Here is a 26,052-nt window from a genome sequence, read left to right on the forward strand (position 1 = left end):
CAGGACGACCAGCCCTCTACGACAACGCTATCGACACCGACTACACCCACTCAATCGGCATCCAGAAAGGCCAAATCTAACCCCCGCGCGACACGCCGAGCCAGACACACATTTTGTCGTTTAACCCAAAAAAACCAAAGAACCCCAGGGCAGAAAACTTCCTGACCTGGGGATTTAGAGCCGGAAACGGGACTCGAACCCGTAACCTACTGATTACAAATCAGTTGCGCTACCAATTGCGCCATCCCGGCAACTTTAAAGCGACCCTTTTGGCGTTAGCCGTCGCTGGCTCGAAAGAATCAGAGTCAACCTGAGAATCGAACTCAGCTGTGCCGCTGACAGGCGATTGTACAGGTTGGCAAGCAGAAGTTAAAAACGACACCACAGGAATACTGCAACCGTACTTCTTGAACACTTTTCTGCACACTAAAAGCCCCGCTCAGATAGGTAAATTCACCGCACCGAAAACGAATTGAGATTCTCCGTCACCGACGGGGTAGTGTGACTATCGCTAAACCACTGGGAGCTATGCGTCAGCAGCGTCTCTAGAACTCGTCTTTGCAATATCGTTGCAACGCACCCCAGGCAGTATCGGGGAAAGGAAGTGTCGACATGCCATTCGATGGCGGCAACAAATCCAACGCCGAAGAAAACTCCGCCGCGAAGGATGATGCCTACGATGCCGAAGCCACTATCGCTTACGACGCTGACCCCACTGTCGCCTACGACGACACTCCGCAGACCCAGTTTCCTGCAATCGAAGGTCAGTCCACCTTCAAGCAGCGCGTGATTGATTTCGTTTCCGGCCCAACGGCAACTGTCGACCTAGTGCACTCGACTACTACCCCGCTGCCGCTGGCACCGATCGATTATTCCGACCCGAGTCAGGTCACGGCCGTACTCGATCTCGCTGCTCGCATCGGCGGACTGTTGCTGGCATGTGGCTCGGGCAACCGCGATACCGAGCTGCAAATTAAGGCCGTGACCTCAGCCTATGGCCTCACCCAGATTCAGGTCGATATCACGTTGACCTCTGTGACGGTCTACCACCTCATCGGCGCGCGCCGTACCCCTATTACCGCGATGCGCGTTGTCACCGCACCAGTGCCCGACTTCGAGCGCTTGCGTCACACCGACCGTGTCATCCGCCGAATTCGCGCGGGCCACCTGAGCTTGGAGGAGGCTATTGAGGCTATCGACAAGGTCGAGCATGAGCCCGCAAAATATCGCCTCCGCGTCATCTACGCTGGCTGGGCATTGCTGGCCTCATCCGTGACAGTGCTGCTCGGTTCGAGTTTCGAGGTCGCCCTCATCGCGGCTGCCGTCACACTGGCCATCGTCATCGTGATTGGTGAACTCGCTGCCCGCGAGTTGCCCACATTCTTCCAGAACGCAGTCGGCGGTCTCATCGCCACACTCTCCGCTGCTGTACTCAATGCGGCGCAGGCGTATCTCCCCTTTGAGATGCAGCCATCCAGGCTGATCGCCTCGGGAATTATCGTGATGCTCGCCGGCCTAACCCTCGTGCAAGCACTGCAAGACGGCATCACCGGCGCACCTGTGACTGGCTCCGCGCGCTTCTTCGACACCATGTTGTTGACCGGCGGAATCGTCGCTGGCATCGCAATGGGCATCGAGTTTTCCGGAATGCTGGGCATTCCGCTTCCCGACGTCATCGCGGGCTCCGACCTCAACCTGGCACAGGCGACAGTGAGGGTGATAGCGGGAACTACCGCCTCAATCGCATTTGCGTTGGCCTCGAATGCTGGGTTCACCGCGCTGTCGGTGTCCGGAACGGTCGCCCTGCTGGGGTCGATGACCTACTACTACGTGTTGACTCCACTGGGAGTTCATCCGGTGACCAGCGCAGGTGCGGCAGCAACACTGATTGGCCTCATCGGTGGCCTGCTGGCACGACGTTGGTCCATCCCGCCGCTGATTACGGCAGTGGCAGGCGTAACCCCGCTGCTTCCGGGTATGACGATCTACCGCGGTATGCACGCACTGCTGCACGACCACCCGACCAAGGGGTTTACGGCGCTGGCCTCAGCGCTAGGCATTGCGACGGCACTAGCTGCGGGTATTGTCCTCGGTGAATGGATGGCGCGCAGACTCCGTCGCCCTCGCGCACTGCGCGAAGACAGTGGCCTGACCCGTCCAATCCGGGCTGGTATGCGTCGCATCCGTCCTGTGAATCCGCGGAACAAGCCTCGCCGTCCACGCAACTACCGCTTCAAGGGCGGTATGAACCCGCGCGTGGACTAGCCGCTGCGTGAACTGGTCGCTTCCGGAACCAGGTTGTCCACGCCGCGCGACCTATCAACAACGTGGTAGAATTAGGTTTTTGAATTGTAAGTAGCGCTTAAAGCTGAAACTGCGTCATCACAATCCCATTCCTTCTCCACTGAACTCCGTTGAGCTCAGTGACGGGAGCGTGTGGTGAGATGGCTGGCAGAAGTAGGTGTATTGGGCGCAATTAAGGCCATGCTTGCCAGGAGGATTCGTGCCACCGAAGGTCACAGACACTCGCACTGCTCAGAACGAGGCTCTTCACAAGGTCGAAGAAAAGACCGCTGCTGGCGCACGGCGAATTGTGGCTACCTTCGCCGAGGATTTCTACGATGCCGTCACTCTGATGTGCATGCTCGGAGTGGAGAAGGAAGGCCTGAGCTTCAAGAAGGTTCACGAGGAGTACGAGAAGGAAAACGCTCCGAAGACCGCAAAGCGCACACGCAAGTCCACTAAGAAGACTGCGAAGAAGTCGGCCAAGAAGGCAGCAAAGAAGACCACTCGTAAGACGGCAAAGAAGGCTACAAAGAAGGCCGCCAAGAAGACGACGAAGAAGGCTGCTAAGAAGACCACCAAGAAGGCAGCTAACTAACGGGGTCACGCAGCATGGGTCTGAGCGGGAAAAAGGCGGTTGCCGCAGTAGCTGTCGTTGCGGCAGTGTCCATGACGGCTACCGCATGCCAGGCAAAGCCGGCAGCGGAGATCGTCGGCAAGCAATGGCAGATAACCGCGATTTTTGATGACCCAAACCTGCCCCACGGTGTGCCGGACGGAACTCAGGCACCGACTATTACGCTGGGGCAGACAACATATACCTTCGCTGATTCCTGTGGCAACGGCTCTGGTTCGCTGCAGTGGAAGGGCGAGGCGGTCGAATTCGGCGCCCCGGAGCAGACTCGCAGTTTGGACTGCTCAGACCAGGCGCAGACCTATTCGGAGCGTTTCCACAAGATTGTTGCGGGCGAATTCGTCTACACGCAGGACAACAATGGTCTGCGCATGCGAGAGATGAAAGACACCAAGCCAGGCGAGGATCGCCGTGGCTGGACTGCGACAACCTCGGGTTACACCGAGGGGCGCTGACGCCACTTCTGATCAACAGGCGCATCGGTGCCGGGGTGAGAAACCCGTGCGTAAGAACCGCGGTGGTAAATGAGCGGATTGATTTCTTCACGCTTGCCGATAGCCGCAATATCCGCCGTCACAATCCAGTGATCGCCGCCTTCGTAAACATCGACGACGGTGCAATCAATCCACACGGAGCAGCCGTGCAGTAGTGGATTGCCCAGCTCAGAGCGGGCCCACTTCCCCGTCTTGAACTTTTCGCCATTACTGCGGCCGAAGGCTGCCGAGATATCCTCCTGATCCTCAGCCAACACATTGACGGAGAAGCGTCCAGCGTTCCGTATATGCGGCCAGGACCGCGAGGTCTTCATGACAGTAAACAGAACCATCGGTGGAGTGAGGCTCAGGGAGGAGAAAGACTGGCAGGCAAAACCGTACGCCTCGCCTTCATCCTCGGTGGCGATAATGGTCACGCCAGTGGTGAACTCACTCATCGCGCCACGGATAGACATTTCATCCAATTCGACGGGGCCACCAAGTTCGACATGGTCGTCGCGGGTACCTTCCGGACTATTGAGAGCCGCAGCTGATTGGTCGGTGCTCGAATTTGTTGAATCTGTCATGTAATAGACCTTAATCTGAATCCGAACACAGTAAAGACGAGGTGGGGTTTACCACCCCAAGAGCCCCCGATAGCGCCACGATGTTGTTACCCTCGTCGGCCCGCTACCCGGCTGACGGTGCCGACGGCGCTGCGGTTGTCGATCCAACGACAAACTCAGTCTCCAACAAGACGCAAGGAGCGCGACCGCGGTCCTCGCGTGCGGCCTCAAGTTCCTCGGCCAGCGCGCGGCCGACGGCAATGCCCTTCTGCCTATTCGGCTGAATTACAGTGGTCAGCTTGTGGAAGAGGGCGCGCTCGATTCCGTCAAAGCCTGTGATGGACAGGTCCTCCGGAACACGAATTCCGTTCTCCTTGGCATATTCCAAGACCGCAATTGCCTGAGTATCCGTGGTACAGACCACCGCCGTGAGATCCGGGTTGTCGGTCAGCAGCTGGCGAGCCGCATCGCGGTTGTTCTCGCGGTCATTGAGGTGACGCTCGATGATAGGCACATCTGCCTGCTGAATACCGGCCTCGGCAAGCGCTTCCAGCGCACCTTCGACGCGGTTCTTCTGCACCTGGTGATGAGCTTCTGCCAGCCGCTTCTCCGTGACATATCCCGAGTTCGGGGTACGCGACAATCGCACTGACAAGATTCCCACCTTGCGATGTCCCAGTTCAGTCAGGTGTCGCACCGCGGGCTTGATGGCCTCACGGTCATCGATGCCCACAAACGGTAGAGCCACCGCATCTGCAGGCTGGTCGCACACGACCGTCGGCAAGCCACGGGCGCGCACGGCAGCGAGGAACGGGTCGTTGTCCGCGACGGAGTAGACCACGAAACCGTCGACCACCGCTTGCCGAATCAGATTGAGATCTACGTCCCCGCCCTCCTCGGAGGAAGCTGGAATGACCAACATGGAGTCGCCCATTTCGCCGAGCTCCTCTGCGAGGCCGGCGAGAAAATCCACCGACGCAGGGTCTTCAAAAGCGAACGGGAGGTGCTCGGTGAACAGCACGCCGATGGCGCCAACCCGGCGCATGCGCAGACCCCGAGCCATTGGGTCCGGCCCCGGATAGCCAAGCCGCTCCGCAGTTTCCAGGATGTGCTCGCGCAACTTCTCCGAGAGCTGGTCAGGACGGTTGTAAGCATTGGACACAGTCGTGCGCGAGACCCCAAGTTCTGCTGCGATGGAAGCCAAGGTGCCACGACGACGCCGACTTTGCACGGAATACCGACCCTTCTTGAAAAACCAACAGTGACTGCCCGCTCAGATATCTTGGCTCAGCTACCTCAGGTAGAAAACCTCAGTTTTATGGAAAAGAACTGCAACGAGCATTACACGCATCTAATCGCGGACAACTTTACCCAACGAATGTGCGCGACTGTCATTTCCGCCACTCCGGCAGAGGTCCGCCTTGTGACTGGGTCTCCGCAGCCCCTACTATGTTCTTTGAACTAAAAGACAACTGTTTTCAATAGCAGTTAATGCTCAGGAGCTGAATAAAAGGAATAATTCAGCCCGCAACAGGATTGGATACATATATGAAGGCACGCTTTTCCACGCGCATCGCGGCGCTAGTCGCCAGCGCCGGCCTCGTCGCAGGTCTCGGCGCATGCTCCAGCAATGATGACAGCGCTACGTCCGCGGGCAAGTCCGAAGACACCATTAAGGTGGTCACCTCCACCAAGGTCTGGGCAGACGTCGCCGACGCAGTCACCGATGACGAGAAGGTCTCCATCGACCCGATTATCGCGTCCAACGACATCGATCCTCACTCCTACGAACCGGCCGCAGCCGACATGGCAAAGGTAGAGGACGCCGATATTCTCGTCGCAGGTGGCGGGCATTACGACGCATGGCTAACCTCCTCTCTGCGTGACGCAAAGGACAAGGTCATCATCTCTGCGCTGCCGCAGGAAGAGGGCCACGACCACGATCATGACCATGAGGGCCACAATGACCACGACCATGGCGACCACGAAGGTCACGAGCACCACCACGATGGCGAGGCCAACGAGCACGTCTGGTACGACACCGATGCGGTTGAAGAAACTGCAGAGCAGCTCGCCGAAGCTCTGACCAAGCGAGGTGCCAAGGCCGACACCAAGGCTGTCGACAAGGAAATCAAGGACATCGAAGAGGCCAAGAGTAAGCTCAAGGCCGCTAAGGTTGCTCAGGTTCACCCGCTGGCCGATGACATCTTGAAGGACACGAAGGTCGAGGACATCACCCCGAAGGGCTACCGTCAGTCCACGCTGAATGAGTCCGAGCCGTCGGCAAGCGATGTCAATGAAATGCTGAAGCTGATCGAGTCCGGCGAGCTCGACTACCTCATCGACGCACCGCAGACCCACGACCAGGTCTCGCAGCGACTCGTCGAGGCAGCCAAGGCAGAGGGCGTTAAAATCGTCGATGTTTTTGAGTCGCCGAGCGGTGACCAGTCGTTCTTTGACCTCTACAAGCAAACTCTTTCCGATATGGAGTCCGCATAACTTTGCCCACACTGACTTTTACTGACGCAGCCGTTGAGCCGCTGTGGTCCGGTCTGAATTTGGATATCGAACCCGGCGAGTTCTTGGCCATTCTGGGGCCGAACGGCGTCGGCAAATCCACGCTGCTGACCACCGCCCTTGGCATGCGGCGGCTGACTCACGGTTCAGTAAAAGTCGACGGGAACCTGGGCTACATTCCGCAGCAGCGGATGTTCGAGCCCTCGCTGCCCATTCGGGTTCGCGACCTCGTCGAGCTGGCGGCCGGCAAGAACCGCTCCGCCACCGACGAGATGCTGGAGTTTGTCGGCGCAGCGGGTATTGCGGACCGTCGTGTCGGCACGCTCTCTGGCGGGCAGCAGCAGCTTGTCCGCCAGGCGCAGGCGCTCGTTTCGGCGCCGGATTTTTTGCTTTGCGACGAGCCTCTGCTCTCCCTCGACCCTGCGGCACAACGGACCACGGTCGAGCGCCTGGACCGGCATCGCCGGGAAAATGACACGGCAGTCGTCTTTGTCACCCACGACATCAACCCTATCCTGGGTGTCTGTGACCGGGTGCTCTACCTGACGCCGCATGGACATGCGATCGGATCGGTCGAGGAAATTATCACTTCAGAGACGCTCTCGGAGCTCTACCAAACCAAAATTGTGGTTGCCCGTGTCGAGGGAAAGTTGGTTATCGCCTAATGACCCTACTGGCTCAGTATTTCTCCGACACCGCTGTCCTACTCCAGGTCGGATTCGTCCACAATGCCCTCATTGCAGCGGCACTGCTTGGGCTGATTTCCGGCATCATCTCGCCCCTGATCGTCATGCGGCAGATGAGCTTCACGGTCCACGGCACTAGTGAGCTGGCACTCATGGGCGCATCCGCAGCTCTGCTACTTGGTGTCAGCGTCAGCAGCGGTGCCATCATCGGCTCGGTGCTCATCGCAATAGTCCTGGCGGCACTGTCGCTTCGAGGGCGCCAAGATGCGGTTGTGGGCGTGGTCTTGAGCTTCGGTATGGGCTTATCGGTGCTGTTTATCCACCTCTACCCCGGCCGCACAAGTACCGCGTTTTCACTGCTCACCGGCCAGATCATTGGTCTGACTGACACTTCTCTATGGACAATGGCCATTGTTGCAGTCATCGTCGTCGGCGGCGTTGCCTGGAAATGGCGGCCGCTGCTATTCGCCTCCGCCGACCCCATCATGGCCGCCGCCAGTGGTGTCAACGTGAAGGCGCTATCGATCTACTTCGCGATTCTCACCGGTCTTGTCGCCGCCCAGGGCGTGCAAATCGTCGGCTCCCTGCTCGTCATCGCCCTAATCATCACCCCTGGTGCCGCGGCCGCATTCGTTACTGCCTCGCCGGTGAAGGCCATCATTTTGTCAACCATTTTCGCCGAGGTCGCGGCTGTCGGCGGCATTGTTCTCTCACTCGCACCAGGCATCCCGGTCAGCGTTCTAGTGACGACAATCGCGTTTGCCATCTACCTGATCTGCTACGCCATCGGAACGGTGCAGTCACGCAAGGCAACGCGTGACGACGTCCAAGCTGCCAAGTGGAGCAAATAGACACATACGCTTTTCGGAGTTTCATCGCTTTTCGGAGTGGCTTTTAAAATAACAAAAACATCGGGCAGCCCCTCGAGTGACGATTGCGGAGAAGATGCGTCCACCTTCCCTCTCGCCACCGAGGGGCTGCCCGTATTTTTGCTGGATTCTCTAAAAGCAGACTCCAATACCCCCAGCTCTTTTAAGACTGCGAGACTGCCGAAATGGGGTGACCCGGCAGACAGAAAAACTAACGCTGAGGATGTCGTGGTCTGACATCTCAGTGACCCAAAGCTAGCTGTACAAGCCACCGCTAGGTCCGTGCGCTTCCCTAAACTACGGCCAATTACGCCCCTATTTCTAGGAGCATGATTTGCCCGCCCTCCCCTTCGGGAAACTACGGATAATTTTCTGTTGGAAGTGATAATAACGCTGTTATTTCTGCAGCGCACGCCGGAAATAGAATTATCTTTAAAGCGCTGAACTACTGGGGGTAGCCATAAGTACCGGCCGCAATTTAGAACCCAAAATACCCCACGTAAACGCCATTACTATAACGAATTGGCAATGGCGCCTACGGGGGTATCAAATGCGCTACTGACTACTCTTTGCCCGGCGCTGGCGGGCAAACTCACTCAGAGTCACACCGGCAGCAACGGAAGCATTGAGCGACTCCACCCAACCGGTCATCGGAATGGACATGATGGTGTCACAGGTATCGCGCACCAGGCGCGAAAGCCCCTTGCCCTCGGAGCCGACAACCACAACTACCGGGGTGGTGCCGTCGTAAGTATCCAGAGTGTGGTCGCCACCAGCATCCAGTCCAACGACCTGGTAGCCAGCCTTCTGGAACTGCTTGAGTGAACGCACCATATTGGTCGCCCGCGCAACAGGCAGACGTGCAGCTGTACCTGCAGAGGTACGCCAGGCCACACCGGTGATAGCAGCCGAGCGACGCTCCGGAATCACCACACCGTGACCGCCGAAGGCCGCCACCGAGCGAATGACCGCCCCCAGGTTACGAGGGTCGGTGATGTTATCCAGGCAGACGATAAGGCCCGGCTCCCCGGTCTTGGCCACCGAATCAATCAGATCTTCGACCGACGAGTACTTGTACGGCGGAATCTGCAAGCCGATGCCCTGGTGCATGGTATTGCCAGTCATGGTGTCCAGCTCGTGGCGGGGCACCTCGCGAATTGGGATACCACGGGAGTTAGCAATACGCACTGACTCCTGCAGGCGCTCGTCATTGTCGGTGCCCAACGCCACAATCAGCGCTGCCGCTGGCACCTTCGCATGCAGGCACTCCACGACCGGGTTACGGCCAACTACCAGCTCGGAGCCATCCCCCTTGCGCTCATGACGCCCAGAGTCACGGCGGCGCTTCTCATTCGCCCGCTTATGAGCTGCGTGATAAACGCGGTCCTCTGCCTTCGGGGTCGGCCCCTTGCCACGCAGGCCCCGCTTCTGGCCGCCGGAGCCGCCGACGTTCTTCTTGCTTGCCTTGCGCACTGCGCCACGACGACCGTTGCCTGCCATAGCTACCTGCTTCCTGTTGTTAATAGTTTTCTTTAGCTTTAGTCAGCGACAGACCATGCCGGACCGTCCGCGGTATCAGTTACCTCGATACCCGCTTCCTTCAGACGGTCGCGCACAGCATCAGCCGTAGCCCAGTCCTTCTCTGCACGAGCCCGGGTGCGTTCCTCCAACTGGTGCTCAACCAGCACACCGAGCGCATGCATTGCTGCATCAGAACCGGAATCGGAGGTTGCCCACTGCTCATTCAGCGGATCGAACCCAAGGACTGCGGCCATAGCGCGGACAGCACCGGCAATCTCCTTAGCCTTGGTCTCGTCGCCGTCGGCAAGCGCCTGATTGCCTCCACGAACAGCGTTGTGGATTTCCGCGAGCGCGCGTGGGACGGCGAGGTCGTCGTCGAGCGCGGCTTCGAACGCCGGCGTCCACTCACCGATTTCGATATCGCCGAGCTTATCGACGGCACGGTGCATAAACGCCTCGATACGACGGTAGCCCGCTGCCGCTTCCTGCAGAGCCTCCTCGGAGTACTCCAGCACAGAGCGGTAGTGCGCACTACCGAGGTAGTAACGCAGCTCAACCGGACGAACCATGGTCAAGATATGCGGCACGGACAACACGTTGCCGAGCGACTTCGACATTTTTTCGCCGGCCATTGTGACCCAGTGGTTGTGCATCCAGTAGCGAGCAAAGCCGTCACCGGCTGCGTGCGACTGCGCAATCTCGTTTTCATGGTGCGGGAACTGCAGGTCGAGACCGCCACAGTGGATGTCGAACTCCGAGCCCAAGTAGTAGGTGGCCATGGCGGAGCACTCCAGGTGCCAGCCCGGGCGGCCATTGCCCCACGGCGTCGGCCACGAGGGCTCGCCCGGCTTGGCAGCCTTCCACAGTGCGAAATCGTGCGCACCGCGCTTGCCCGGAGTGTTGGTCTCGCCCTGCTCCATCTCATCGACGCGGTTGCCGGACAAGCTGCCGTAGTCACTACCTTCAGCCTTGGACCACGCATCCACATCGAAATAGACACTGCCATCGACAGCGTAGGCGAAGCCGTTATCCATCAGACGCTGCATGTACTCCACCATCTGAGTGACATGCCCGGTAGCGCGCGGCTCAACGCTCGGCGGGAGAACACCGAGCTGGTTGTAAGCCCAGGTAAATTCGCGCTCAAAGCGGGAGACCCACTCCCACCAAGGGCGGCCGTGCTCTGCAGCCTTGTTCAAAATCTTGTCATCGATATCGGTGACGTTGCGCACAAAGGCGACGTCATACCCCTTGGCGATCAGCCAACGGCGCAAGATATCAAAGGCCACGCCAGAACGAACATGGCCAATGTGCGGCTGAGCCTGCGGGGTCGCACCGCACAGGTAAATGGAGGCATGCCCCTCGCGGAGAGGCTCAAAATCCTTCAGTTGGCGGGTTGCGGTATCGAAGATTTGAAAAGTCACAGCCCCGAGCATAGCGGGGAAATAGATACGGGTGAAAAAGAGAAAACGGCTAGCGCACACGGGCAATGTGTGTGCGCTAGCCGTTAACCGGAAAAGTGCAGAAAATCCCTACTGGAAGGAACCGGGGAAGGGAAACGACTTATGCGTCAGCGTCCAGGTCCACCGGCCTATCGTCGGCCTCGTCCTTCTTCTCACCGGCGGCACCTTCCTGTGCCAGCGCGCGGTGACGCTCGATAGTGGCATCGACGCGGGCAAAAACTTCCTCGACCTTGGCCTCATCAACGCCGTCGGCAAGCGCGAGCTCACCAACGAGAACCTGGCGAGCCTTGCTCAACATACGCTTTTCGCCGGCGGACAGACCGCGGTCCTGATCGCGGCGCCACAGGTCACGAACTACCTCAGCGACCTTGTTAATGTCGCCCGAACCCAGGCGCTCCTGGTTGGCCTTGTAGCGACGAGACCAGTTGCCGGCCTCTTCCACGTCGGTCTCACGCAGAACGGAGAAGACCTTCAGCAGCCCCTCTTCACCGACAACGTCGCGGACACCGACCAGCTCGGCATTCTTTGCGGGCACCTGGATATTCAGATCACTCTGCAGAATCTGCAGTACGAGGTACTGAACGGTCTCACCGTTAAGCTCTCGTTCAATGATGTTTTCGATTTTCGCAGCTCCGTGGTGCGGATAAACTACGGTATCGCCAATGCTGAATTCCATGTAATGCACACGCCCTTTCCAACGGCCTTCCACCCTATCATGTCCCCCCATGATTTTACGGGTAGTATGAGAACATCTTAGGAAGACACTAAGGTGTTCTTTAAATACTGAAAATCCTATCGCCCATCCTCAAGCTACTGGAGGAAATCTAGTCATGGCCTTCAAGTCCGTACTCCGCCGCAGCGCCCTCATCACCGTCTCCGCAGCATCCGCAGTTGCACTTGCTGCTTGTGGCGCCGGTCAGATTTCGCAGACCGCAAATCAGCACCCGGCTGTAGACGGTGCGATGAACGGCGGCGAAGATGCTGCCGGCAAGGGTGCTGAGAACACCAACTCGGCTCTTGGCTTCGTCAACATCCGCGACGCTCACATCTTGGTTGACCCGGAGGCTGGTACCGCTGGTCTGAAGTTCTCCGCCAGCAACCAGCAGCGCGCTACCGAGTCGGTCTACAAGCTGAAGTCCGTCACCGTTGAAGGTATCGGCGAGGTTGAGCTGAAGAAGGTCGCTGAGACCCCTTCCTTCGCTAAGGCTGCCAAGGGCGAGAACTCCCTGCCGCGTGAGTGCCAGATCGTTGCCGGCCCGAAGTCCGTCATCGATCCGCTGGCTAAGACCGCCAAGGACAGCACCGGCTGCATCGCGTACTACACCAACGAGCTGGACCCAGCCACCCTGGTTGGAGGCAAGAGCAGCGCTGCCGGCCAGAACCGCGAGGCCACCTTCGAGTTCACTGACCCGCAGGGCCAGACCAACACCTACGACCTGGACATCACCATCTCCGCTGACATTCTGGAAGCTGGCGCACCGAACCGCGGTGCTGACGGCATGATTGAATCCAAGTAAACGCAGCACAGTGGTGTTCCTGCGCTGTTCGCGCGCAGCGCACTTTTAGGCGCTGGTACAGCGCAGTCCTGTCCCGCAAATAACGCGAGGCGCTTCATCGAGCGGGCATGGGCGATTGGTCGCTTGATACGGGTCACGGCAGTACAGTCATCCTTGACACAAGTCATTGACACTGCCCTGGCCCGCTCTCGCGTATCTGGGGTAAATTTTCTCGCGACATTCACCGCATACCGCACAACACACGTTGTGGAGTCTGTCGTGTCCCCTCTCTTGAAGCAAAGGTAGTTGCACCGTGGCCAAGACCAAAGACGAAGCCTACGAATGCTCAGCATGCGGCTGGCAGGTGTCGAAATGGGTTGGCCAATGTCCCAACTGCAAAGAGTGGGGCACGCTAGAGAAGGTCACTATCCGCTCCAGCGGTGGGAAGTCCGCCTCCACACTGGAGGACAAAATTGCCGCACGGGCAGCCAAGCAACGTCGCCGTAGCGCTGCCGCAACGGAGCCCGGCGCGCGGGGTGGTCGTCGTAAAGCATCTTCCACTTCCGTTGCGGCTGAAAGCCAGCGTCTAGCACAGCGCGCGCTTGACGACGAGGCGGAGGAACGTTTCCTCGCCGAGACCTCCGCAACAGATCGAATCCCCACCTCATCCTCCGAGTTGACCGCGATTACGGGGATTTCCGCCAAGGCTGCGCACGCGGTGCGCACGGGCATCGGTGAGCTGGATCGAGTGCTCGGTTCCGGTATTGTGCCGGGTTCGTTGGTGCTCTTGGCGGGCGAGCCGGGAGTTGGTAAGTCGACGCTGCTACTTGAAGTGGCCTACCGCTGCGCGGACGGCGATTTGGGGCCGACGCTTTACGTCACCGGTGAGGAATCAGTCGGCCAGGTGCGGCTGCGTGCCGAGCGCACTGGCGCGCTGTCGGACTCTCTGTACCTGTCGGCGGTGTCGAATATCGAGGACGTCATCGACCTGACGCTGGAGCTCTCCCCCGGTCTGCTCATTGTGGACTCCGTGCAGACGATGCGTGCCGACGTCGAAGGTGCTCGCGGTGGCGTTGCCCAGGCTCGCGCCGTAACCTCTGCTCTGGCGGCGTTGGCAAAGGAGACCGGGACTGCGATTTTCTTGGTAGGGCACGTGACCAAGGACGGCAATGTGGCCGGCCCGCGCACAATGGAGCACCTGGTTGATGTGGTGCTCAACTTCGAGGGCGATAGGCATTCGGGGCTACGCTTCTTGCGCGGCCTGAAAAACCGCTTCGGCAGCACTGATGAAGTGGGCTGCTTCGAGCAGACCGCGGGCGGTATTGCGGAAGTTGAGGATCCCTCGGGGCTGTTTTTGCATCATCGAACGCCGACCTCGGGAACTGCAATCACCGTGGCTATGGATGGCCGCAGACCGCTGCTGGCGGAGGTGCAGGGCCTGGTTATCAATACCGAGGCCCATAATCCCCGACGCAATGTCTCCGGTCTCGACCCGCGCCGCGTGCCGATGGTCGCGGCCGTGCTGACTGAACACGGTAACTTCAAGCAGTTGGCTCGCATGGAGATGTACGTGTCCACCGTCGGCGGTATGACGCTGTCGGAGCCTGCCGCGGACCTGGCAATCGCGCTGGCGCTGGCCTCATCCATGACCAAGCGGACCTTCCAGGATAAAACCATTGCACTCGGCGAACTGGGGTTGGCCGGCGAAGTGCGCCGAGTGACCGATTTGGAGTGGCGGCTTAAGGAAGCTCATCGAATGGGCTTCGACACGGCAATTGTGCCCAGAGGCGCAAAAGGCCCGGCGGGGATGCGGCTGCTGGAAGCAGGCACCGTTGCCGAGGCCATTGAACTTGGGTTGGGAACTAAGCGCTAGCGCATGTTGAACGTGTAGGCGTCAGAGTTGTTGTCACCAATCACGCCGTAGAAGATGTACGACCCGGAGGGCGCTGGGACGCGGTCTTCTTCGGAGCACTTGTTCGGCGCCGAGGTCAAGCGCGACCAGGTGGCGGCATAGTTGACTTCCTCGCCCGGTGCCAATACCAGTTCACCGTGGCCTTCGGAGTCATTGCAGTCCACATCCGACCAGACGCGCTCGTACGTTGCCAGGTCGTACACCTCGAAGCGCAACTGATGCTCATCGAGGTTCACACGGCATTCGCCACCGGTGGGATTGTGGACGGTGATCGCCAGAGTCGGCTGCTCATCGCCGTAGTTCGGCTGATCCGAGGTAGCTGTCACCTGCAGGTCTGCAAGGGTACAGTCCTTTTTGTTCGCAAGCGCCGCCTGAGCGTCATCCTTCGCGGAATCCCCGTCTTCCTTGTCGCCCTTCTTGGCGTCCGACTTGGCATCCTTGTCAGACTTGTCGTTCTTCGAGCCCTGGTCAGACTTAGGCGCGTAAGGTTCCTTAGGCTGTTCCGGAGGGGTCACTTCTTTCCCGTCATCCCTGGTGACATTCACCGGTTCAGAATCCTCGCTGTCCCGGTTTACCAGTGCGGAAATACCCCAGCCCAGGAGAACGAGGATGATAACGAGCAACACCGCCGCGGCGATACGCCGACGCCGGTAGATTTCTGGAGGCAGCTTATTGGTCACACATTTAGGTTAGCGGGTTCTCGCTGACTCCATGGGTAACGACGGTCTCAGCGCGTCCGTCCTCCAAGCGGTACCGCATACCGACAACGCCCACCTCGCCGGTCACCAAGCGCGATGAAATCTCTGGCGAGCGATCAATAATATGATTAACAATCTCGCGCACGTGGCGCCGCTCAAATTCGTCGATTTCCGTCTCGCCATCTTTGCGAGCCGCCAACAGCGACGGGGTGACTTTCTCAATCAGCACACGCTGGAAACCACCCGGCAGTTCGCCACCGTCCAGTGCATTCTTCGCCGCAGCCACAGCGCCGCAGGACTCGTGGCCGAGAACAATCACCAGCGGAACTCCCAGACCATCAACTGCGAATTCCAGCGAAGCCAGCACCGACAGGTCGGTGATCTCACCGGCAGTACGAATCACGAATACATCGCCCAGGCCCTGATCGAAGATAATCTCCACCGGTGCACGGGAATCCGAGCAAGCCAGCACAACGGCCTTCGGCTTCTGCCCCTGCGTCAGCTGCTTACGACGAACCAAGTCCTGACGGGGATGCGCAGTCTTGCTCTCACAGAAGCGGAGGTTTCCGCGCACCATCGATTGCCATACACTCTCAGGAGTCCTCTCAGAATTGCTCATAGCTATATTGTGCAACGACTCCGCTGTTTATGGGAAAGCGAGAATGTAGATTGACCTCTGCAATTAACCAATCCGACGACTTCGACGAACACGTCGATGCCGCCTTACGTGATTGGTATCGCGCCAACATGCGGCCACTTCCCTGGCGCGAAGAAGGCACTTCACCATGGGCTGTGCTCGTCAGCGAAGTGATGAGTCAACAGACTCCCGTCGCCCGGGTAATCCCCTCGTGGCGCGCCTGGCTGGAAAAATGGCCCACCCCAGCCGATCTGGCAGTCGCCCCCAAAGATGAAGTCCTGCGTATGTGGGGAAAACTCGGCTATCCCCGACGTGCACTCCGGCTGCGTGAATGCGCAGAAAAGATCGTCGAAAAGCACGACGGCGAAGTGCCGAGCGACGTGGACACGCTGTTAGCCCTTCCGGGGGTAGGAGACTACACCGCTCGGGCGGTAGCGGCGTTTGCCTTTGGCGCGCGCACGCCGGTGGTGGACATCAACGTGCGCCGCGTACTCCGGCGACACCGCCAGGGCACGTACTTACCCGGCATCGCCAAACGCGCCGACATGGCGCTCGTCGAAGAGTTCCTACCGCTCGACCCCACGACTGCAGCCGAGACTTCCGTCGCGCTCATGGAACTCGGCGCTACCGTCTGCCGAACGACACCCGAGTGCGAGGCCTGCCCCATCGCCACCAGTTGCGCCTGGATTGCCGCCGGTCGCCCCGAACCCGAAGACCACGAAATCGCCGCTGCTAAACGGCGTGTGCAGAAGTTCGAAGGCACCGACCGCCAAGTCCGGGGCTTGCTTCTCGACGTGCTCCGCGCCGCCGACTCCCCCGTCGAACAGGCCGCTCTCGATGCGGTCTGGGATGATGCACACCAACGTTCCCGAGCACTGTTTTCCCTGCTTGACGACGGACTTGCGGAGCAAACCCCCGATGGCCGCTTCCAGTTGCCCCGTTAAACCCGAGGCAATGCTCCAGTAAAGACCAGATTCGAACAAGTGCGTTGCCTAGAATTGGGAACATGAATGCCTCGCTCCATCAATCTCAGCGCCAACGCTGTCTCTTTGGGGCTAGTAAGCGCAGAATTGCGCTGAGCATGGTGCTCGGAATTTCTCTGATTGGCACTAGCGCGGGCGGGCTCAGTGGTTGCTCAGCGGTGGATGGGCTAGGTTCGATCGACTTCGGCTCCTCGGATTCTGACTCTTCTGCGGTGAAGCGATTGCCTCCGGGGCAGGTAATTACGCAGACACCATTTCCGGTCAATGCGCCCGCACGCGCACAGCGGGTCGTGTTTTCCTCCACAGGTGCACGCGACCACCGCCAAACAGCGGTGTCTGGTACCGTATTGCAGCCCTATGCCCGCTGGTCGGAGAAGTCCCCACGGCCTCTGGCGGTGATTGCGCCGGGGACTCTCGGGATGGCTGATAACTGTGCCAGTTCGGTTGCGCTGCGCTACGAAGCACCTCCGACGCCTCCGGCACCTCAGTTGCTGGCACAGGGATGGAATGTTGCCATCGTGGATTACCAGGGGCTCGGCACGCCCGGGGTACATCCGTATCTCAACCGTGAGGTTGCCGGGAATAACACGCTCGATATGGCGCGAGCGGCTATTGAAACTTTACAACTACCTGCAGATACTCCCATTGCGCTGTTCGGCTACTCACAGGGCGGAGGTGCCACCGCTGCAGCCGCCGAGCTAGCCGATGAGTACGCCTCGGAGCTGAACATCCGCGCTGTTTACGCCGGGGCTATTCCGGCCGATCTCACCGACACTGCGCTGCATATTCGCGGCTCGGCGCTGGCGGGGCTCGTCGGTTACTTCATGAACGGCTTGATTGCAGAGTACCCAGAGACAAAAGAACCAATCGAGCGCATGCTGAGCCCGCTCGGGCAGGACTTCCTGAAGCTCACAGCCGATGAATGCATTGGCGCCACTGTCGAACGTTGGCCTCGCAATGACACCAAGGCATTTACGGCCAATGACTTGGGGATAGCGGAGAATCTGCGTTCGCCGGAGCTCTCCCCCGTCGTTCGACGCCACGTGGACGAGCAGGCTCTGGGCACAAAGACTCCCAGTTTGCCCGTGTTCGTTACCCATAACGCATTGGATGATGTGTTACCCGTGACGTCGGCACGCGAGCTTGTGCAGAAGTGGCAAAAGGCCGGCGCCGACATCACCTACGTGGAGGTCGACACTGACCTCGGTGATGGGACGCACGGCCTTGCCTACGTGCTCACCCACGAAGAGATGCTTGCCTGGGTGAATCAGAAAATGGGGTACTAGCGTACTAGCTGTGCGGGCGGTGGAATGGCCACCGCCAGCCACCAGCCGCTAACTACTTCTTCTTCCAACGACCGCGGAAGGTCAGGCCCTTGCCCAGTCGGACGGTGTAACCGCCACGGCTGTTAATGGTCACTGGACCGATACGCTTAGAACCAGAGACTCCCGAACCCGAGTAATTCAGCCACGTGTCCTTGTCCAGGTTCTGCTTCTTGCGAAATTGGAGACCCATTTAGTTCTCTCCCTCGGAGTTATCGGAGTCGACCTCTGCCTCGGCAGTGGCCTGGTCAGCAGCACCTTCGATGTCGTCGGCTTCAACGCTCAGGGTGCCGTCAGCATTTCCGAGAACGTCCTTGTCTTCCTCGGACTCACCCAGAGCACCGCCGTCGGCATCAACGTTACCGACCTTGCCCTTGTTGGTGAAGGTGAACTTCGCCTTGTCGACGTCCTTGGACTCGCCATCCCAGCCTTCGACATCGATGAAGACGGTCTCGCCGAGACCAACCTCACCGTAGAGAATCTTCTCGGAGAGCTGATCCTCAATCTCGCGCTGGATGGTGCGACGCAGCGGACGGGCACCGAGCACCGGATCAAAGCCACGCTTGGCCAGCAGGTTCTTGGCGCGGTCGGAAATCTCCATGGTGATGCGCTTCTCGCCGAGCTGGTCGCTGACGCGGGCCAGCATGAGGTCGACCATCTGGACAATCTCGGCCTGGCTCAGCTGCTTGAAGACCACAATCTCGTCGATACGGTTCAGGAACTCCGGACGGAAGTGCTTCTTCAGCTCGTCGTGGACCTTGTCCTTCATCCGCTCGTACTTGCCGTCTTCATCGGCCTCGCCGACACCCGAGAAGCCCATACCAACAGCCTTGGAAATGTCGCTGGTACCCAGGTTCGAGGTGAAGATCAGGACCGTGTTCTTGAAGTCCACCACTCGACCCTGCGAGTCAGTCAGACGGCCGTCTTCCAGAACCTGCAGCAAGGTGTTGTAAATCTCCTTGTGGGCCTTCTCAATCTCGTCGAAAAGCACGACGGAGAACGGCTTGCGGCGCACCTTCTCGGTGAGCTGACCGCCCTCTTCGTAGCCGACGTACCCGGGAGGAGCACCGAAGAGACGCGAAGCGGTGAAGCGGTCATGGAACTCACCCATATCAATCTGAATGAGTGCGTCTTCCTCGCCAAAGAGGAACTCGGCCAGGGCCTTCGACAGCTCGGTCTTACCAACACCGGACGGACCGGCGAAGATGAACGAACCGGACGGACGCTTCGGGTCCTTCAGACCAGCGCGGGTACGACGAATAGCGCGGGAGACAGCACTGACAGCCTCTTCCTGACCGATGATGCGCTTGTGCAGCTCATCCTCCATGCGCAGCAGACGCGAGGACTCTTCCTCGGTGAGCTTGAACACCGGAATGCCCGTCCAGGAAGCGAGGACCTCCGCAATCTGCTCCTCGCCAATCTCAGCGATGGTGTCGGACTCGCCCGCACGCCACTTCTTCTCGCGCTCGCGGCGCTCTTCACCCAGCTTGCGCTCCTTGTCGCGCAGACCAGCTGCCTTCTCGAAGTCCTGCTCGTCGATGGCGGCTTCCTTCTGGCGGCGCACATCGGCAATCTTGGAGTCAATCTCCTGCAGGTCAGCCGGGGCAGTCATGCGCTTGATGCGCATACGAGCACCAGCCTCATCAATAAGGTCAACAGCCTTATCTGGAAGGAAGCGGTCGTTGATGTAGCGATCCGAGAGGGTAGCTGCGGCAACCAGTGCCTTGTCCGAGATGGAGACACGGTGGTGAGCCTCGTACTTATCGCGGACACCGCGCAGAATCTCGATAGTGAGATCCACGCTCGGCTCCGGCACGTTCACCGGCTGGAAACGACGCTCAAGAGCGGCATCCTTCTCGATGTGCTTACGGTACTCATCCAACGTGGTAGCACCGATGGTCTGCAGCTCACCGCGAGCCAGCTTCGGCTTCAGAATCGAGGCCGCGTCAATTGCGCCCTCTGCAGCACCGGCACCGACCAGCGTGTGAATCTCGTCAATAAACAGGATGATGTCACCGCGCTGGTTAATCTCCTTGAGCACCTTCTTCAGACGCTCCTCGAAGTCACCGCGGTAACGGGAGCCCGCAACCAGCGAGCCCAGGTCGAGGGAGTAAAGCTGCTTATCCTTCAGCGTCTCCGGCACGCGGCCGTTGACAATGTCCAGCGCGAGACCCTCCACAACGGCGGTCTTACCAACGCCCGGCTCACCAATCAGCACAGGGTTGTTCTTGGTACGGCGAGAAAGAACCTGCATAATGCGCTCGATTTCCTTCTCACGGCCAATAACCGGATCCAGCTTGCCCTCACGTGCAGCAACGGTCAGATTACGACCGAACTGATCGAGCACCAGCGAACCGGACTGGTGGTTACCCTCCTGCACACGAGCGCCGGAAGTAGCACCGACCGGACGCTGCTCCGGAGAACCATCGGACTCATCGCCCTGGAAACCGCTGAGCAGCTGAATAACCTGCTGACGTACGCGTGGCAGGTCAGCGCCGAGCTTAACCAGAACCTGAGCGGCAACACCTTCGCCCTCACGAATCAGGCCGAGCAGCAGGTGCTCAGTACCGATGTACTTGTGCCCCAGCTGCAGAGCCTCGCGCAGAGAGTACTCCAGCACCTTCTTTGCACGCGGGGTAAACGGCACGTGACCGCTCGGCGGCTGGGAGCCACGCCCAATAATGTCGACCACCTCAGAGCGCACAGCGTCCAGAGAAATACCCATGGACTCGAGCGCCTTGGCAGCCACACCGTCGCCTTCACTAATCAGGCCGAGCAGGATGTGCTCCGTGCCGATGTAATTGTGATTGAGCTCGCGTGCCTCATCCTGTGCCAGGACGACAACGCGACGTGCTCGGTCCGTAAACCTCTCGAACATCACTGCCCTTTCAAGTGTCTATTTTTGCCGTAATTCAATAAAGGTTGTTTCACCTAGCTTAAACGCGACGCGACGCAGATTAATCCCTATAGCCGTACGCCAGTAGCGAACAGTCTGGTCAAGAGAGGTACAACGGCAGTTTCATCCTGGAACGGACGCCTAGTTATTCACGCGGTCGTCATCATCGTCGTGTCCGTCATCCCAGTCGTCGCCATCATCGTCGCCATCGTGGACGTCACGATCATCATCTCGGTCGTCATCATCGTCGTCGCGGTCGTCATCATCGCGATCATTGCGATTGTCGTCCACGCTCTCGGTCGAAGTCACCGTAGTGGTCTCGACAGGTGCCGGATCGACGTCATCACTATCGCCACATGCTGCAAGACCGAAAGCCGCACCGGTTGCGACTGCGCCGACTACGGCAACTCGGGCTGTCGAAACGCGTAGGAAAGTTTGATCTTTGAGAGTGGACTTCATGGGTTCCCCTAAGTCATAACGAATGGCTTCACCCTCCACTACGGCGACGAGGGCGCAGTTGGATTGGAACATCTTTCAAGAACTTTTTCTAGAGAAATCACCTCAAAACGGAGGCTCTAAGTGCGGCGACAACATCTCTCGAGACAGAAAAAGCCCCGCATCTTGAACGTATTCCCTGGTCACGCTGCATATCTTCACAATCATTCGTTTCTGATAAAAAATTTTGCAAAAAGCTACACAAAAGTGACCTAGGACACTTATTCTTACTGTAAAAGAAACTAAATCGGCGGTCCTACCGATGAGGTTTCGCCTGATTAGGCCTCTCCGAAGACCACAGGACATGAACCACGGAAGATGAGTGACTATGACATCTGATCCACAGACCTCGATTCTCAATAAGGTGCGCAAAGCTTCGCGAGCTACCTCGGACCTCGTTCTCGGTCTCGCACCGGTGACGCAAGCTGGTGTCCTCGGCTCGATGGGACCCGGCGCGGCTGGTAAGGCATTAAATTCCATCTACCGCTGGGACTTCCTGCCAGCTGGTCTCCTCGGCATCGCCGCCGGCCGCGATCCGCACCACACCGCGATTATTGATGACGGCGGCTCGCTGACCTACGAGGAGCTGCACGAGCGCTCCACTGCCCTGGCGCGGGCACTCCGCCACGGCGATATTCAGCAGCGCAACCGCATCGGTGTGCTGGCTCGCAATCACCGCGGTTTCATTATGGCTCTGTGCGCCCACGGTCGCCTCGGCACCGACCTGGTGCTGCTCAATACTGGCGCCGCTGCCGAGCAGACTCTAGCTGTAATTCGCGAGCAGAAGATTGACTTCCTGTTCATTGATGAGGAATTCACTCACATGCTGCCGGAGGACTTCGATGAGTGCCCGGTCGCAGTGTCGTGGTTTGAAAACTACGGTGATACCTCCTGTGTTCGCGAGGGCTGGACCTCCATGCAGGAGATGCTGAAGACTGCACCGCCGGCAAAGTGGCCGACCGCCGAGCTGCCAAGCCGTCCGCGCCGTGGCCGCGTTATTATTCTGACCTCCGGAACCACCGGCACTCCAAAGGGAGCCAAGCGTCCGGAGCCGCGCAGCTGGATGCCGGCATCTTCCATCATGAGTCGCATTCCACTGCGTCAGCGCCGCCCGGCTTACCTTGCGGCTCCGCTGTTCCACACCTGGGGATTCGCAACTGCACAGCTGTGCATCGCACTGCGTTCCACCATGATTATGCGACGCAAGTTCGATCCAGCTGACAGTCTCCGCATTATCGAGCAGCACTCTCCGCACACCATCTTCCTGGTGCCGACCATGCTGCAGCGCATGATTGAGATTCTCCCAGACAACTACGACATCGGTGCGACATCGCTGAAGGTCATCGCATCCTGCGGCTCGGCCATTCCGGAGGGAATTGTCACCAAGACCCTCGAGCGCTTCGGACCGGTTCTCTACAACCAGTACGGCTCCACCGAGGTCAGCTGGGCAACCATTGCTACCCCGGATGAGCTCAAGGCAAATCCGACCACAGCAGGTCGCGCACCGCTGGGCACTCGTGTCCAGATTCTCGACGAAGACGGCAACCGCGTTGCCGACGGCGAGACCGGTCGAATTTTCGTGGGCAACAACATGTTGTATGAGGGCTACACCCGCCCCGGCGCGGACAAGCAGGTCATTGACGGCATGGTCTGCACCGGTGACCTGGGTCGAATGGAAAACGGCCTGCTCTACATCTCGGGTCGCGAGGACGACATGATTGTCTCCGGTGGCGAGAACGTCTTCCCACGTCAGACCGAAGATGCGCTCAGCCAGCTCGAAGGCATCCGCGAGTGCGCAGTCGCAGGTGTTCCGGATGAGCGCTTCGGCCAGGCCCTGGTCGCCTGGGTTGTCCGCGACGATTCCCCTGAGGGTCGCGCCCTGACTAATGAGCAGATTCGCACATACGTCAAGCAGCGCCTCAGCCGGTTCGCTGTTCCGCGCGAGACCGTGTTCCTCGATGAACTGCCACGTAACGCAGTCGGCAAGGTTGTTCCTCGCCACCTGCCGAAGCCGTGGGAGAACGCCACCGAGGAGAAGGCGGCCTAGGGCGCAGGGACCGTCGTAAGGCGAACGGCAGACACGAAAAGGACGCGGTAGAAACTTCCATTGTGGAAGCTACCGCGTCCTTTTTGTGTGCTCAAGGAAGAACCAGCGCTGACTAGCCTGCGTTCAAAACACCGTAGTCCGTGACGGGTTCCCGGAAAATTTCCTCGCCGTCCTGGGTCACGGTTACCGCATTCGGAGTGACGGTATACGTGTAGCCACCATTCTTCGCGACAGCACGGTTCCCGGAGAAGCTATCTACTGTGTATGCATCCGGACTATCCGAAATCTCACCGAAGTCACCGATGTAATGGCGCTGCTGGCGGTTATTGGAATTCTCGCAAATCACGGCCTTACCCGACGACGTCTCCGCCAGCACACGCGCGTAATACCCGCCCGAGCAGCGAGCGGTACTGCCAACCCAACCTTTGGCGTCGATATCATCGCGATCCATACCGAACGCGCGGAGGCCAAAATTTCCCCTCTGCGTAGTGGTAGGAGCGCTGCTCTCCGGCTGCTTCGTCGTTTCCGGCTCGACGGTCTGGGTATAGGTTTCCGTGTACGTCTCCACCGGCGCCGGGGACGCAGTGCTTGACGACGAGTCCCCTGCCGCAACCGTATCGGGAGACTGCGGGGAATTTTCGGAGGAATTATTCAGGTAGTACGCGCCACCGATACCGGCGACCGCTGCAAGTGCGACACCGACGATGCCCAAAACCACGTACAGACCGTTGTTGCTCTTCTGCTCAGGCGCCGGAGCCTGCTGATAAGCCGGATATTGCTGGGGGTAACCGCCCTGGTTCGGCTCCTGCGCCTGGTACTGGTACTGGCCTTGAGCACCGCCCTGCGGCTGCTCCCAGGCAGATGTTGCATAACCGTCCTGCTCCCAATCCTGCGGGGAGGACGAACGCGGGTTGTACTGGTCGGTCATCGCTAAATTCCTTATTACATCAGAGCCACACTTGTGCTCGGCCAATAACGTGGCGGCTTGCGGCTACGCCCCACAGCGGAACTTGCCACTACGTATTTTCCATTAACACTATGCATTGCCCAGCGTACCCTGCTTGAAGCTAGGACTAGCTCAGAGCGGCACTTTGTTCTTGAAGAAATTGACGTAGTTCCGATCGGAGATCTTTCCCAGCATAAACTCTGGCTCCAACCCGAACATCGACCAACGAGTCTTCGTTGACCAGGACAGCGACTGCGGTGTTGTAGTGCGGTGGTAGCTAATTTGGTAACCGTCAGTGTGAATTCGAATCTGCGTGTATCCACCCGGATAGCCGAGTGCCGCACCCCGCTCACAGAAGTCCGTATCCCCGTAGTCAGCGATACCACGGCGGCTGCGGTGCGTATGACCAGCGAACACGCCTTTGGCACCCGGCGTGGCGGCCAGAATCTCCTGGAAAATCTTGGCCTGCTGCGCCTCGACCATGAATGCCTCACCACCGAAATGCGAACGCACCGCATCCTGAGTAAACGGGTGATGCGCAAACAAAATTGTCGGACGCTCTGGATCGTCTGCGAGTTCGGCACGCAATGCACGCATCTGACGCTCATTAATACGTCCACCTGCATAACCAAACTCGGCGGTATCAACACCGATGAGGCGCACTTCGCCGACGCGAGTCGACCAGTGCTGCTGCGTTGGCACAAGACGCTGGCTGAAGTAATCCGGAACCGCGGTCTTGCCCTTGCGGATTCCGCGTCCCCGGAAACCATTGATATTGGGTAGCCCGGGCGGGTGCACATCGTGATTACCACGGGTAACAAACCAGTTTTTCCCAAACTCACCGAAAGTATCCAAAACCCTGATGAGCTCGTCATACTCCTCAGGGCGGTTGCTATCCGTGCAATCTCCATTGATGACGAGAGTGTCTAACCCGGCAGCCTTTACCGTGTCCACCAGACCCTGCAATTGCATAGAGGCAAAAGGCTGCTCCCCCGGATCGGAGGAAAGACCGAGGTTGCCAATGCGAATGCCGTCATGATTGGGCTTACCAATGTGTGTGTCATTCGTCAGCGCGAACGTCGCCAAATGTGCACCCTCCAACGCTGGCAGAGTGCTTACGACGCCTGTCTTCTCCGGTGCCGTTTTGCTCATGGTGATATTCAGCGACGGAACCGCGCGGCAGTTGTGTGACCAGCACTCAAAGCGGTACTCCCGTCCCGGCTCCAACCCGTCAATGACCACATGGTGGTAGCCCGACTCTGAGTACCCCTCGTGCACGAGCTCTAACTGCGTTGAATCCGCTGGACCAAGCAACACCCGCTCATCCGAAGGAACGGTCGGCTTAATGAAGCCATACGCTGTCTGCACTCCCGGAGCATATGTTGCCCATGTAAATGCCACTGACGTGTCTGTGACAGTAATGACCTCCAAGTCACTAGCCAGTACCTGCCACGACTTGGAATCCGACTGGGTAAGCCCCAGACCCGACGTGACGTACTCAAGGCCGTACGCTCCCGAGGTTTTCGCGACGGCCATTGAACTTGCAGCAAGAGTTGCAACAGAGAGGTAGGCCCGGCGGGAAATGCTCATGGCAAATAAGCCTAGAACCTA

Annotated in this window: 23 protein-coding genes and 1 tRNA gene; 11 read left to right on the forward strand and 13 right to left on the reverse strand. The window is 58.9% G+C overall.

Annotated elements, in window-relative coordinates:
• Positions 1-178: 178 nt before the first annotated feature.
• A tRNA-Thr gene (locus NQ014_RS07020) sits at positions 179-251 on the reverse strand.
• Between the two features lie 361 nt (positions 252-612).
• Here NQ014_RS07020 and NQ014_RS07025 point away from each other — a divergent pair.
• From NQ014_RS07025 to NQ014_RS07035, 3 genes are all read left to right on the forward strand, one after another.
• On the forward strand, positions 613-2,265 hold the full coding sequence (locus tag NQ014_RS07025) for a threonine/serine exporter ThrE family protein (protein ID WP_257074483.1): 1,653 nt from the start codon (positions 613-615) through the stop codon (positions 2,263-2,265).
• 238 nt (positions 2,266-2,503) lie between these two features.
• A complete protein-coding gene (locus NQ014_RS07030) occupies positions 2,504-2,881 on the forward strand; it encodes a hypothetical protein (protein ID WP_257074484.1) in 378 nt (125 codons plus the stop codon).
• Between the two features lie 14 nt (positions 2,882-2,895).
• A complete protein-coding gene (locus tag NQ014_RS07035; protein WP_257074488.1) occupies positions 2,896-3,372 on the forward strand; it encodes an META domain-containing protein in 477 nt (158 codons plus the stop codon).
• Here NQ014_RS07035 and NQ014_RS07040 read toward each other — a convergent pair.
• Positions 3,354-3,977: a flavin reductase family protein gene (locus NQ014_RS07040; RefSeq protein ID WP_257074489.1), complete on the reverse strand. Its 624-nt coding sequence runs from the start codon at positions 3,975-3,977 to the stop codon at positions 3,354-3,356. The genes NQ014_RS07035 and NQ014_RS07040 overlap by 19 nt on opposite strands.
• A 103-nt stretch (positions 3,978-4,080) precedes the next feature.
• Positions 4,081-5,187, reverse strand: coding sequence for a LacI family DNA-binding transcriptional regulator (locus NQ014_RS07045; protein WP_257074490.1), 1,107 nt, complete (start codon positions 5,185-5,187; stop codon positions 4,081-4,083).
• Between the two features lie 317 nt (positions 5,188-5,504).
• Between NQ014_RS07045 and NQ014_RS07050 the strand changes: the two genes are divergently transcribed.
• Genes NQ014_RS07050 through NQ014_RS07060 form a run of 3 tightly spaced genes read left to right on the forward strand, consistent with a single transcriptional unit; the run spans position 5,505 to position 8,010 of the window.
• A complete protein-coding gene (locus tag NQ014_RS07050) occupies positions 5,505-6,455 on the forward strand; it encodes a metal ABC transporter solute-binding protein, Zn/Mn family (RefSeq protein WP_257074491.1) in 951 nt (316 codons plus the stop codon).
• Positions 6,456-6,457: 2 nt separating this feature from the next.
• Positions 6,458-7,138, forward strand: coding sequence for a metal ABC transporter ATP-binding protein (locus NQ014_RS07055; protein ID WP_257074492.1), 681 nt, complete (start codon positions 6,458-6,460; stop codon positions 7,136-7,138).
• Complete coding sequence (locus NQ014_RS07060) at positions 7,138-8,010, forward strand: metal ABC transporter permease (RefSeq protein WP_257074493.1); 873 nt, start codon at positions 7,138-7,140, stop codon at positions 8,008-8,010. The genes NQ014_RS07055 and NQ014_RS07060 overlap by 1 nt, the downstream gene beginning before the upstream one ends.
• 573 nt (positions 8,011-8,583) lie before the next feature.
• Here the strand turns inward: NQ014_RS07060 and rlmB are convergent.
• The 3 genes from rlmB to NQ014_RS07075 form a co-directional block, all read right to left on the reverse strand.
• Positions 8,584-9,528 carry a 23S rRNA (guanosine(2251)-2'-O)-methyltransferase RlmB gene (rlmB, locus tag NQ014_RS07065; protein ID WP_069358976.1) on the reverse strand — a complete coding sequence of 315 codons (945 nt, stop codon included), beginning with the start codon at positions 9,526-9,528 and terminating at the stop codon, positions 8,584-8,586.
• Positions 9,529-9,566: 38 nt separating this feature from the next.
• Complete coding sequence (gene cysS, locus NQ014_RS07070) at positions 9,567-10,970, reverse strand: cysteine--tRNA ligase (RefSeq protein ID WP_042388940.1); 1,404 nt, start codon at positions 10,968-10,970, stop codon at positions 9,567-9,569.
• Positions 10,971-11,109: 139 nt separating this feature from the next.
• Positions 11,110-11,685 carry a CarD family transcriptional regulator gene (locus NQ014_RS07075; protein WP_257074494.1) on the reverse strand — a complete coding sequence of 192 codons (576 nt, stop codon included), beginning with the start codon at positions 11,683-11,685 and terminating at the stop codon, positions 11,110-11,112.
• A gap of 154 nt (positions 11,686-11,839) precedes the next feature.
• Here NQ014_RS07075 and NQ014_RS07080 point away from each other — a divergent pair, with 154 nt between their 5' ends.
• A complete protein-coding gene (locus tag NQ014_RS07080) occupies positions 11,840-12,526 on the forward strand; it encodes a hypothetical protein (protein WP_257074495.1) in 687 nt (228 codons plus the stop codon).
• A gap of 292 nt (positions 12,527-12,818) precedes the next feature.
• Positions 12,819-14,378, forward strand: coding sequence for a DNA repair protein RadA (gene radA, locus NQ014_RS07085; protein WP_016421451.1), 1,560 nt, complete (start codon positions 12,819-12,821; stop codon positions 14,376-14,378).
• On the opposite strand, the gene NQ014_RS07090 is transcribed toward radA, so the two are convergent.
• Together NQ014_RS07090 and NQ014_RS07095 are read right to left on the reverse strand one after the other, a co-directional pair.
• The gene (locus NQ014_RS07090; RefSeq protein ID WP_257074496.1) at positions 14,375-15,097 is read right to left on the reverse strand and encodes a hypothetical protein; all 723 of its coding nucleotides are present in this window, start codon (positions 15,095-15,097) and stop codon (positions 14,375-14,377) included. The genes radA and NQ014_RS07090 overlap by 4 nt on opposite strands.
• 4 nt (positions 15,098-15,101) lie before the next feature.
• Positions 15,102-15,734, reverse strand: coding sequence for a carbonic anhydrase (locus NQ014_RS07095; RefSeq protein WP_042388218.1), 633 nt, complete (start codon positions 15,732-15,734; stop codon positions 15,102-15,104).
• 29 nt (positions 15,735-15,763) lie between these two features.
• Between NQ014_RS07095 and NQ014_RS07100 the strand changes: the two genes are divergently transcribed.
• Complete coding sequence (locus tag NQ014_RS07100) at positions 15,764-16,696, forward strand: A/G-specific adenine glycosylase (RefSeq protein WP_306438529.1); 933 nt, start codon at positions 15,764-15,766, stop codon at positions 16,694-16,696.
• A gap of 62 nt (positions 16,697-16,758) precedes the next feature.
• The gene (locus NQ014_RS07105; protein WP_257074497.1) at positions 16,759-18,021 is read left to right on the forward strand and encodes a lipase family protein; all 1,263 of its coding nucleotides are present in this window, start codon (positions 16,759-16,761) and stop codon (positions 18,019-18,021) included.
• A gap of 52 nt (positions 18,022-18,073) precedes the next feature.
• On the opposite strand, the gene NQ014_RS07110 is transcribed toward NQ014_RS07105, so the two are convergent.
• The 3 genes from NQ014_RS07110 to NQ014_RS07120 form a co-directional block, all read right to left on the reverse strand.
• Complete coding sequence (locus NQ014_RS07110) at positions 18,074-18,250, reverse strand: hypothetical protein (RefSeq protein WP_162837151.1); 177 nt, start codon at positions 18,248-18,250, stop codon at positions 18,074-18,076.
• A complete protein-coding gene (locus tag NQ014_RS07115; RefSeq protein WP_257074599.1) occupies positions 18,251-20,935 on the reverse strand; it encodes an ATP-dependent Clp protease ATP-binding subunit in 2,685 nt (894 codons plus the stop codon).
• A 159-nt stretch (positions 20,936-21,094) separates the two neighbouring features.
• Positions 21,095-21,412, reverse strand: a complete 318-nt coding sequence (locus tag NQ014_RS07120) for a hypothetical protein (RefSeq protein WP_257074498.1) — start codon at positions 21,410-21,412, stop codon at positions 21,095-21,097.
• Positions 21,413-21,776: 364 nt separating this feature from the next.
• Between NQ014_RS07120 and NQ014_RS07125 the strand changes: the two genes are divergently transcribed.
• The gene (locus tag NQ014_RS07125; protein WP_257074499.1) at positions 21,777-23,495 is read left to right on the forward strand and encodes an AMP-binding protein; all 1,719 of its coding nucleotides are present in this window, start codon (positions 21,777-21,779) and stop codon (positions 23,493-23,495) included.
• 112 nt (positions 23,496-23,607) lie between these two features.
• On the opposite strand, the gene NQ014_RS07130 is transcribed toward NQ014_RS07125, so the two are convergent.
• Together NQ014_RS07130 and NQ014_RS07135 are read right to left on the reverse strand one after the other, a co-directional pair.
• Positions 23,608-24,423 carry a hypothetical protein gene (locus NQ014_RS07130; protein WP_257074500.1) on the reverse strand — a complete coding sequence of 272 codons (816 nt, stop codon included), beginning with the start codon at positions 24,421-24,423 and terminating at the stop codon, positions 23,608-23,610.
• A 150-nt stretch (positions 24,424-24,573) separates the two neighbouring features.
• Positions 24,574-26,031, reverse strand: coding sequence for a metallophosphoesterase family protein (locus tag NQ014_RS07135; protein WP_257074501.1), 1,458 nt, complete (start codon positions 26,029-26,031; stop codon positions 24,574-24,576).
• Positions 26,032-26,052: the final 21 nt, after the last annotated feature.

Origin of the sequence: Corynebacterium sp. 5QC2CO, assembly GCF_024580435.1 — a bacterium.
Classification (GTDB): domain Bacteria; phylum Actinomycetota; class Actinomycetes; order Mycobacteriales; family Mycobacteriaceae; genus Corynebacterium; species Corynebacterium jeikeium_D.

Excerpts from the sequence above, each read along its gene's own strand:
- NQ014_RS07095 (WP_042388218.1), bottom strand. The coding sequence starts at position 15,734 with ATGAGCAATTCTGAGAGGACTCCTGAGAGTGTATGGCAATCGATGGTG.
- NQ014_RS07025 (WP_257074483.1), top strand. The coding sequence starts at position 613 with ATGCCATTCGATGGCGGCAACAAATCCAACGCCGAAGAAAACTCCGCC.
- NQ014_RS07040 (WP_257074489.1), bottom strand. The coding sequence starts at position 3,977 with ATGACAGATTCAACAAATTCGAGCACCGACCAATCAGCTGCGGCTCTC.
- NQ014_RS07035 (WP_257074488.1), top strand. The coding sequence starts at position 2,896 with ATGGGTCTGAGCGGGAAAAAGGCGGTTGCCGCAGTAGCTGTCGTTGCG.
- NQ014_RS07060 (WP_257074493.1), top strand. The coding sequence starts at position 7,138 with ATGACCCTACTGGCTCAGTATTTCTCCGACACCGCTGTCCTACTCCAG.
- NQ014_RS07100 (WP_306438529.1), top strand. The coding sequence starts at position 15,764 with ATGGGAAAGCGAGAATGTAGATTGACCTCTGCAATTAACCAATCCGAC.
- NQ014_RS07050 (WP_257074491.1), top strand. The coding sequence starts at position 5,505 with ATGAAGGCACGCTTTTCCACGCGCATCGCGGCGCTAGTCGCCAGCGCC.
- rlmB (WP_069358976.1), bottom strand. The coding sequence starts at position 9,528 with ATGGCAGGCAACGGTCGTCGTGGCGCAGTGCGCAAGGCAAGCAAGAAG.
- NQ014_RS07125 (WP_257074499.1), top strand. The coding sequence starts at position 21,777 with ATGACATCTGATCCACAGACCTCGATTCTCAATAAGGTGCGCAAAGCT.
- NQ014_RS07135 (WP_257074501.1), bottom strand. The coding sequence starts at position 26,031 with ATGAGCATTTCCCGCCGGGCCTACCTCTCTGTTGCAACTCTTGCTGCA.
- NQ014_RS07130 (WP_257074500.1), bottom strand. The coding sequence starts at position 24,423 with ATGACCGACCAGTACAACCCGCGTTCGTCCTCCCCGCAGGATTGGGAG.
- NQ014_RS07075 (WP_257074494.1), bottom strand. The coding sequence starts at position 11,685 with ATGGAATTCAGCATTGGCGATACCGTAGTTTATCCGCACCACGGAGCT.
- NQ014_RS07120 (WP_257074498.1), bottom strand. The coding sequence starts at position 21,412 with ATGAAGTCCACTCTCAAAGATCAAACTTTCCTACGCGTTTCGACAGCC.
- NQ014_RS07105 (WP_257074497.1), top strand. The coding sequence starts at position 16,759 with ATGAATGCCTCGCTCCATCAATCTCAGCGCCAACGCTGTCTCTTTGGG.
- NQ014_RS07115 (WP_257074599.1), bottom strand. The coding sequence starts at position 20,935 with ATGTTCGAGAGGTTTACGGACCGAGCACGTCGCGTTGTCGTCCTGGCA.
- NQ014_RS07080 (WP_257074495.1), top strand. The coding sequence starts at position 11,840 with ATGGCCTTCAAGTCCGTACTCCGCCGCAGCGCCCTCATCACCGTCTCC.
- NQ014_RS07110 (WP_162837151.1), bottom strand. The coding sequence starts at position 18,250 with ATGGGTCTCCAATTTCGCAAGAAGCAGAACCTGGACAAGGACACGTGG.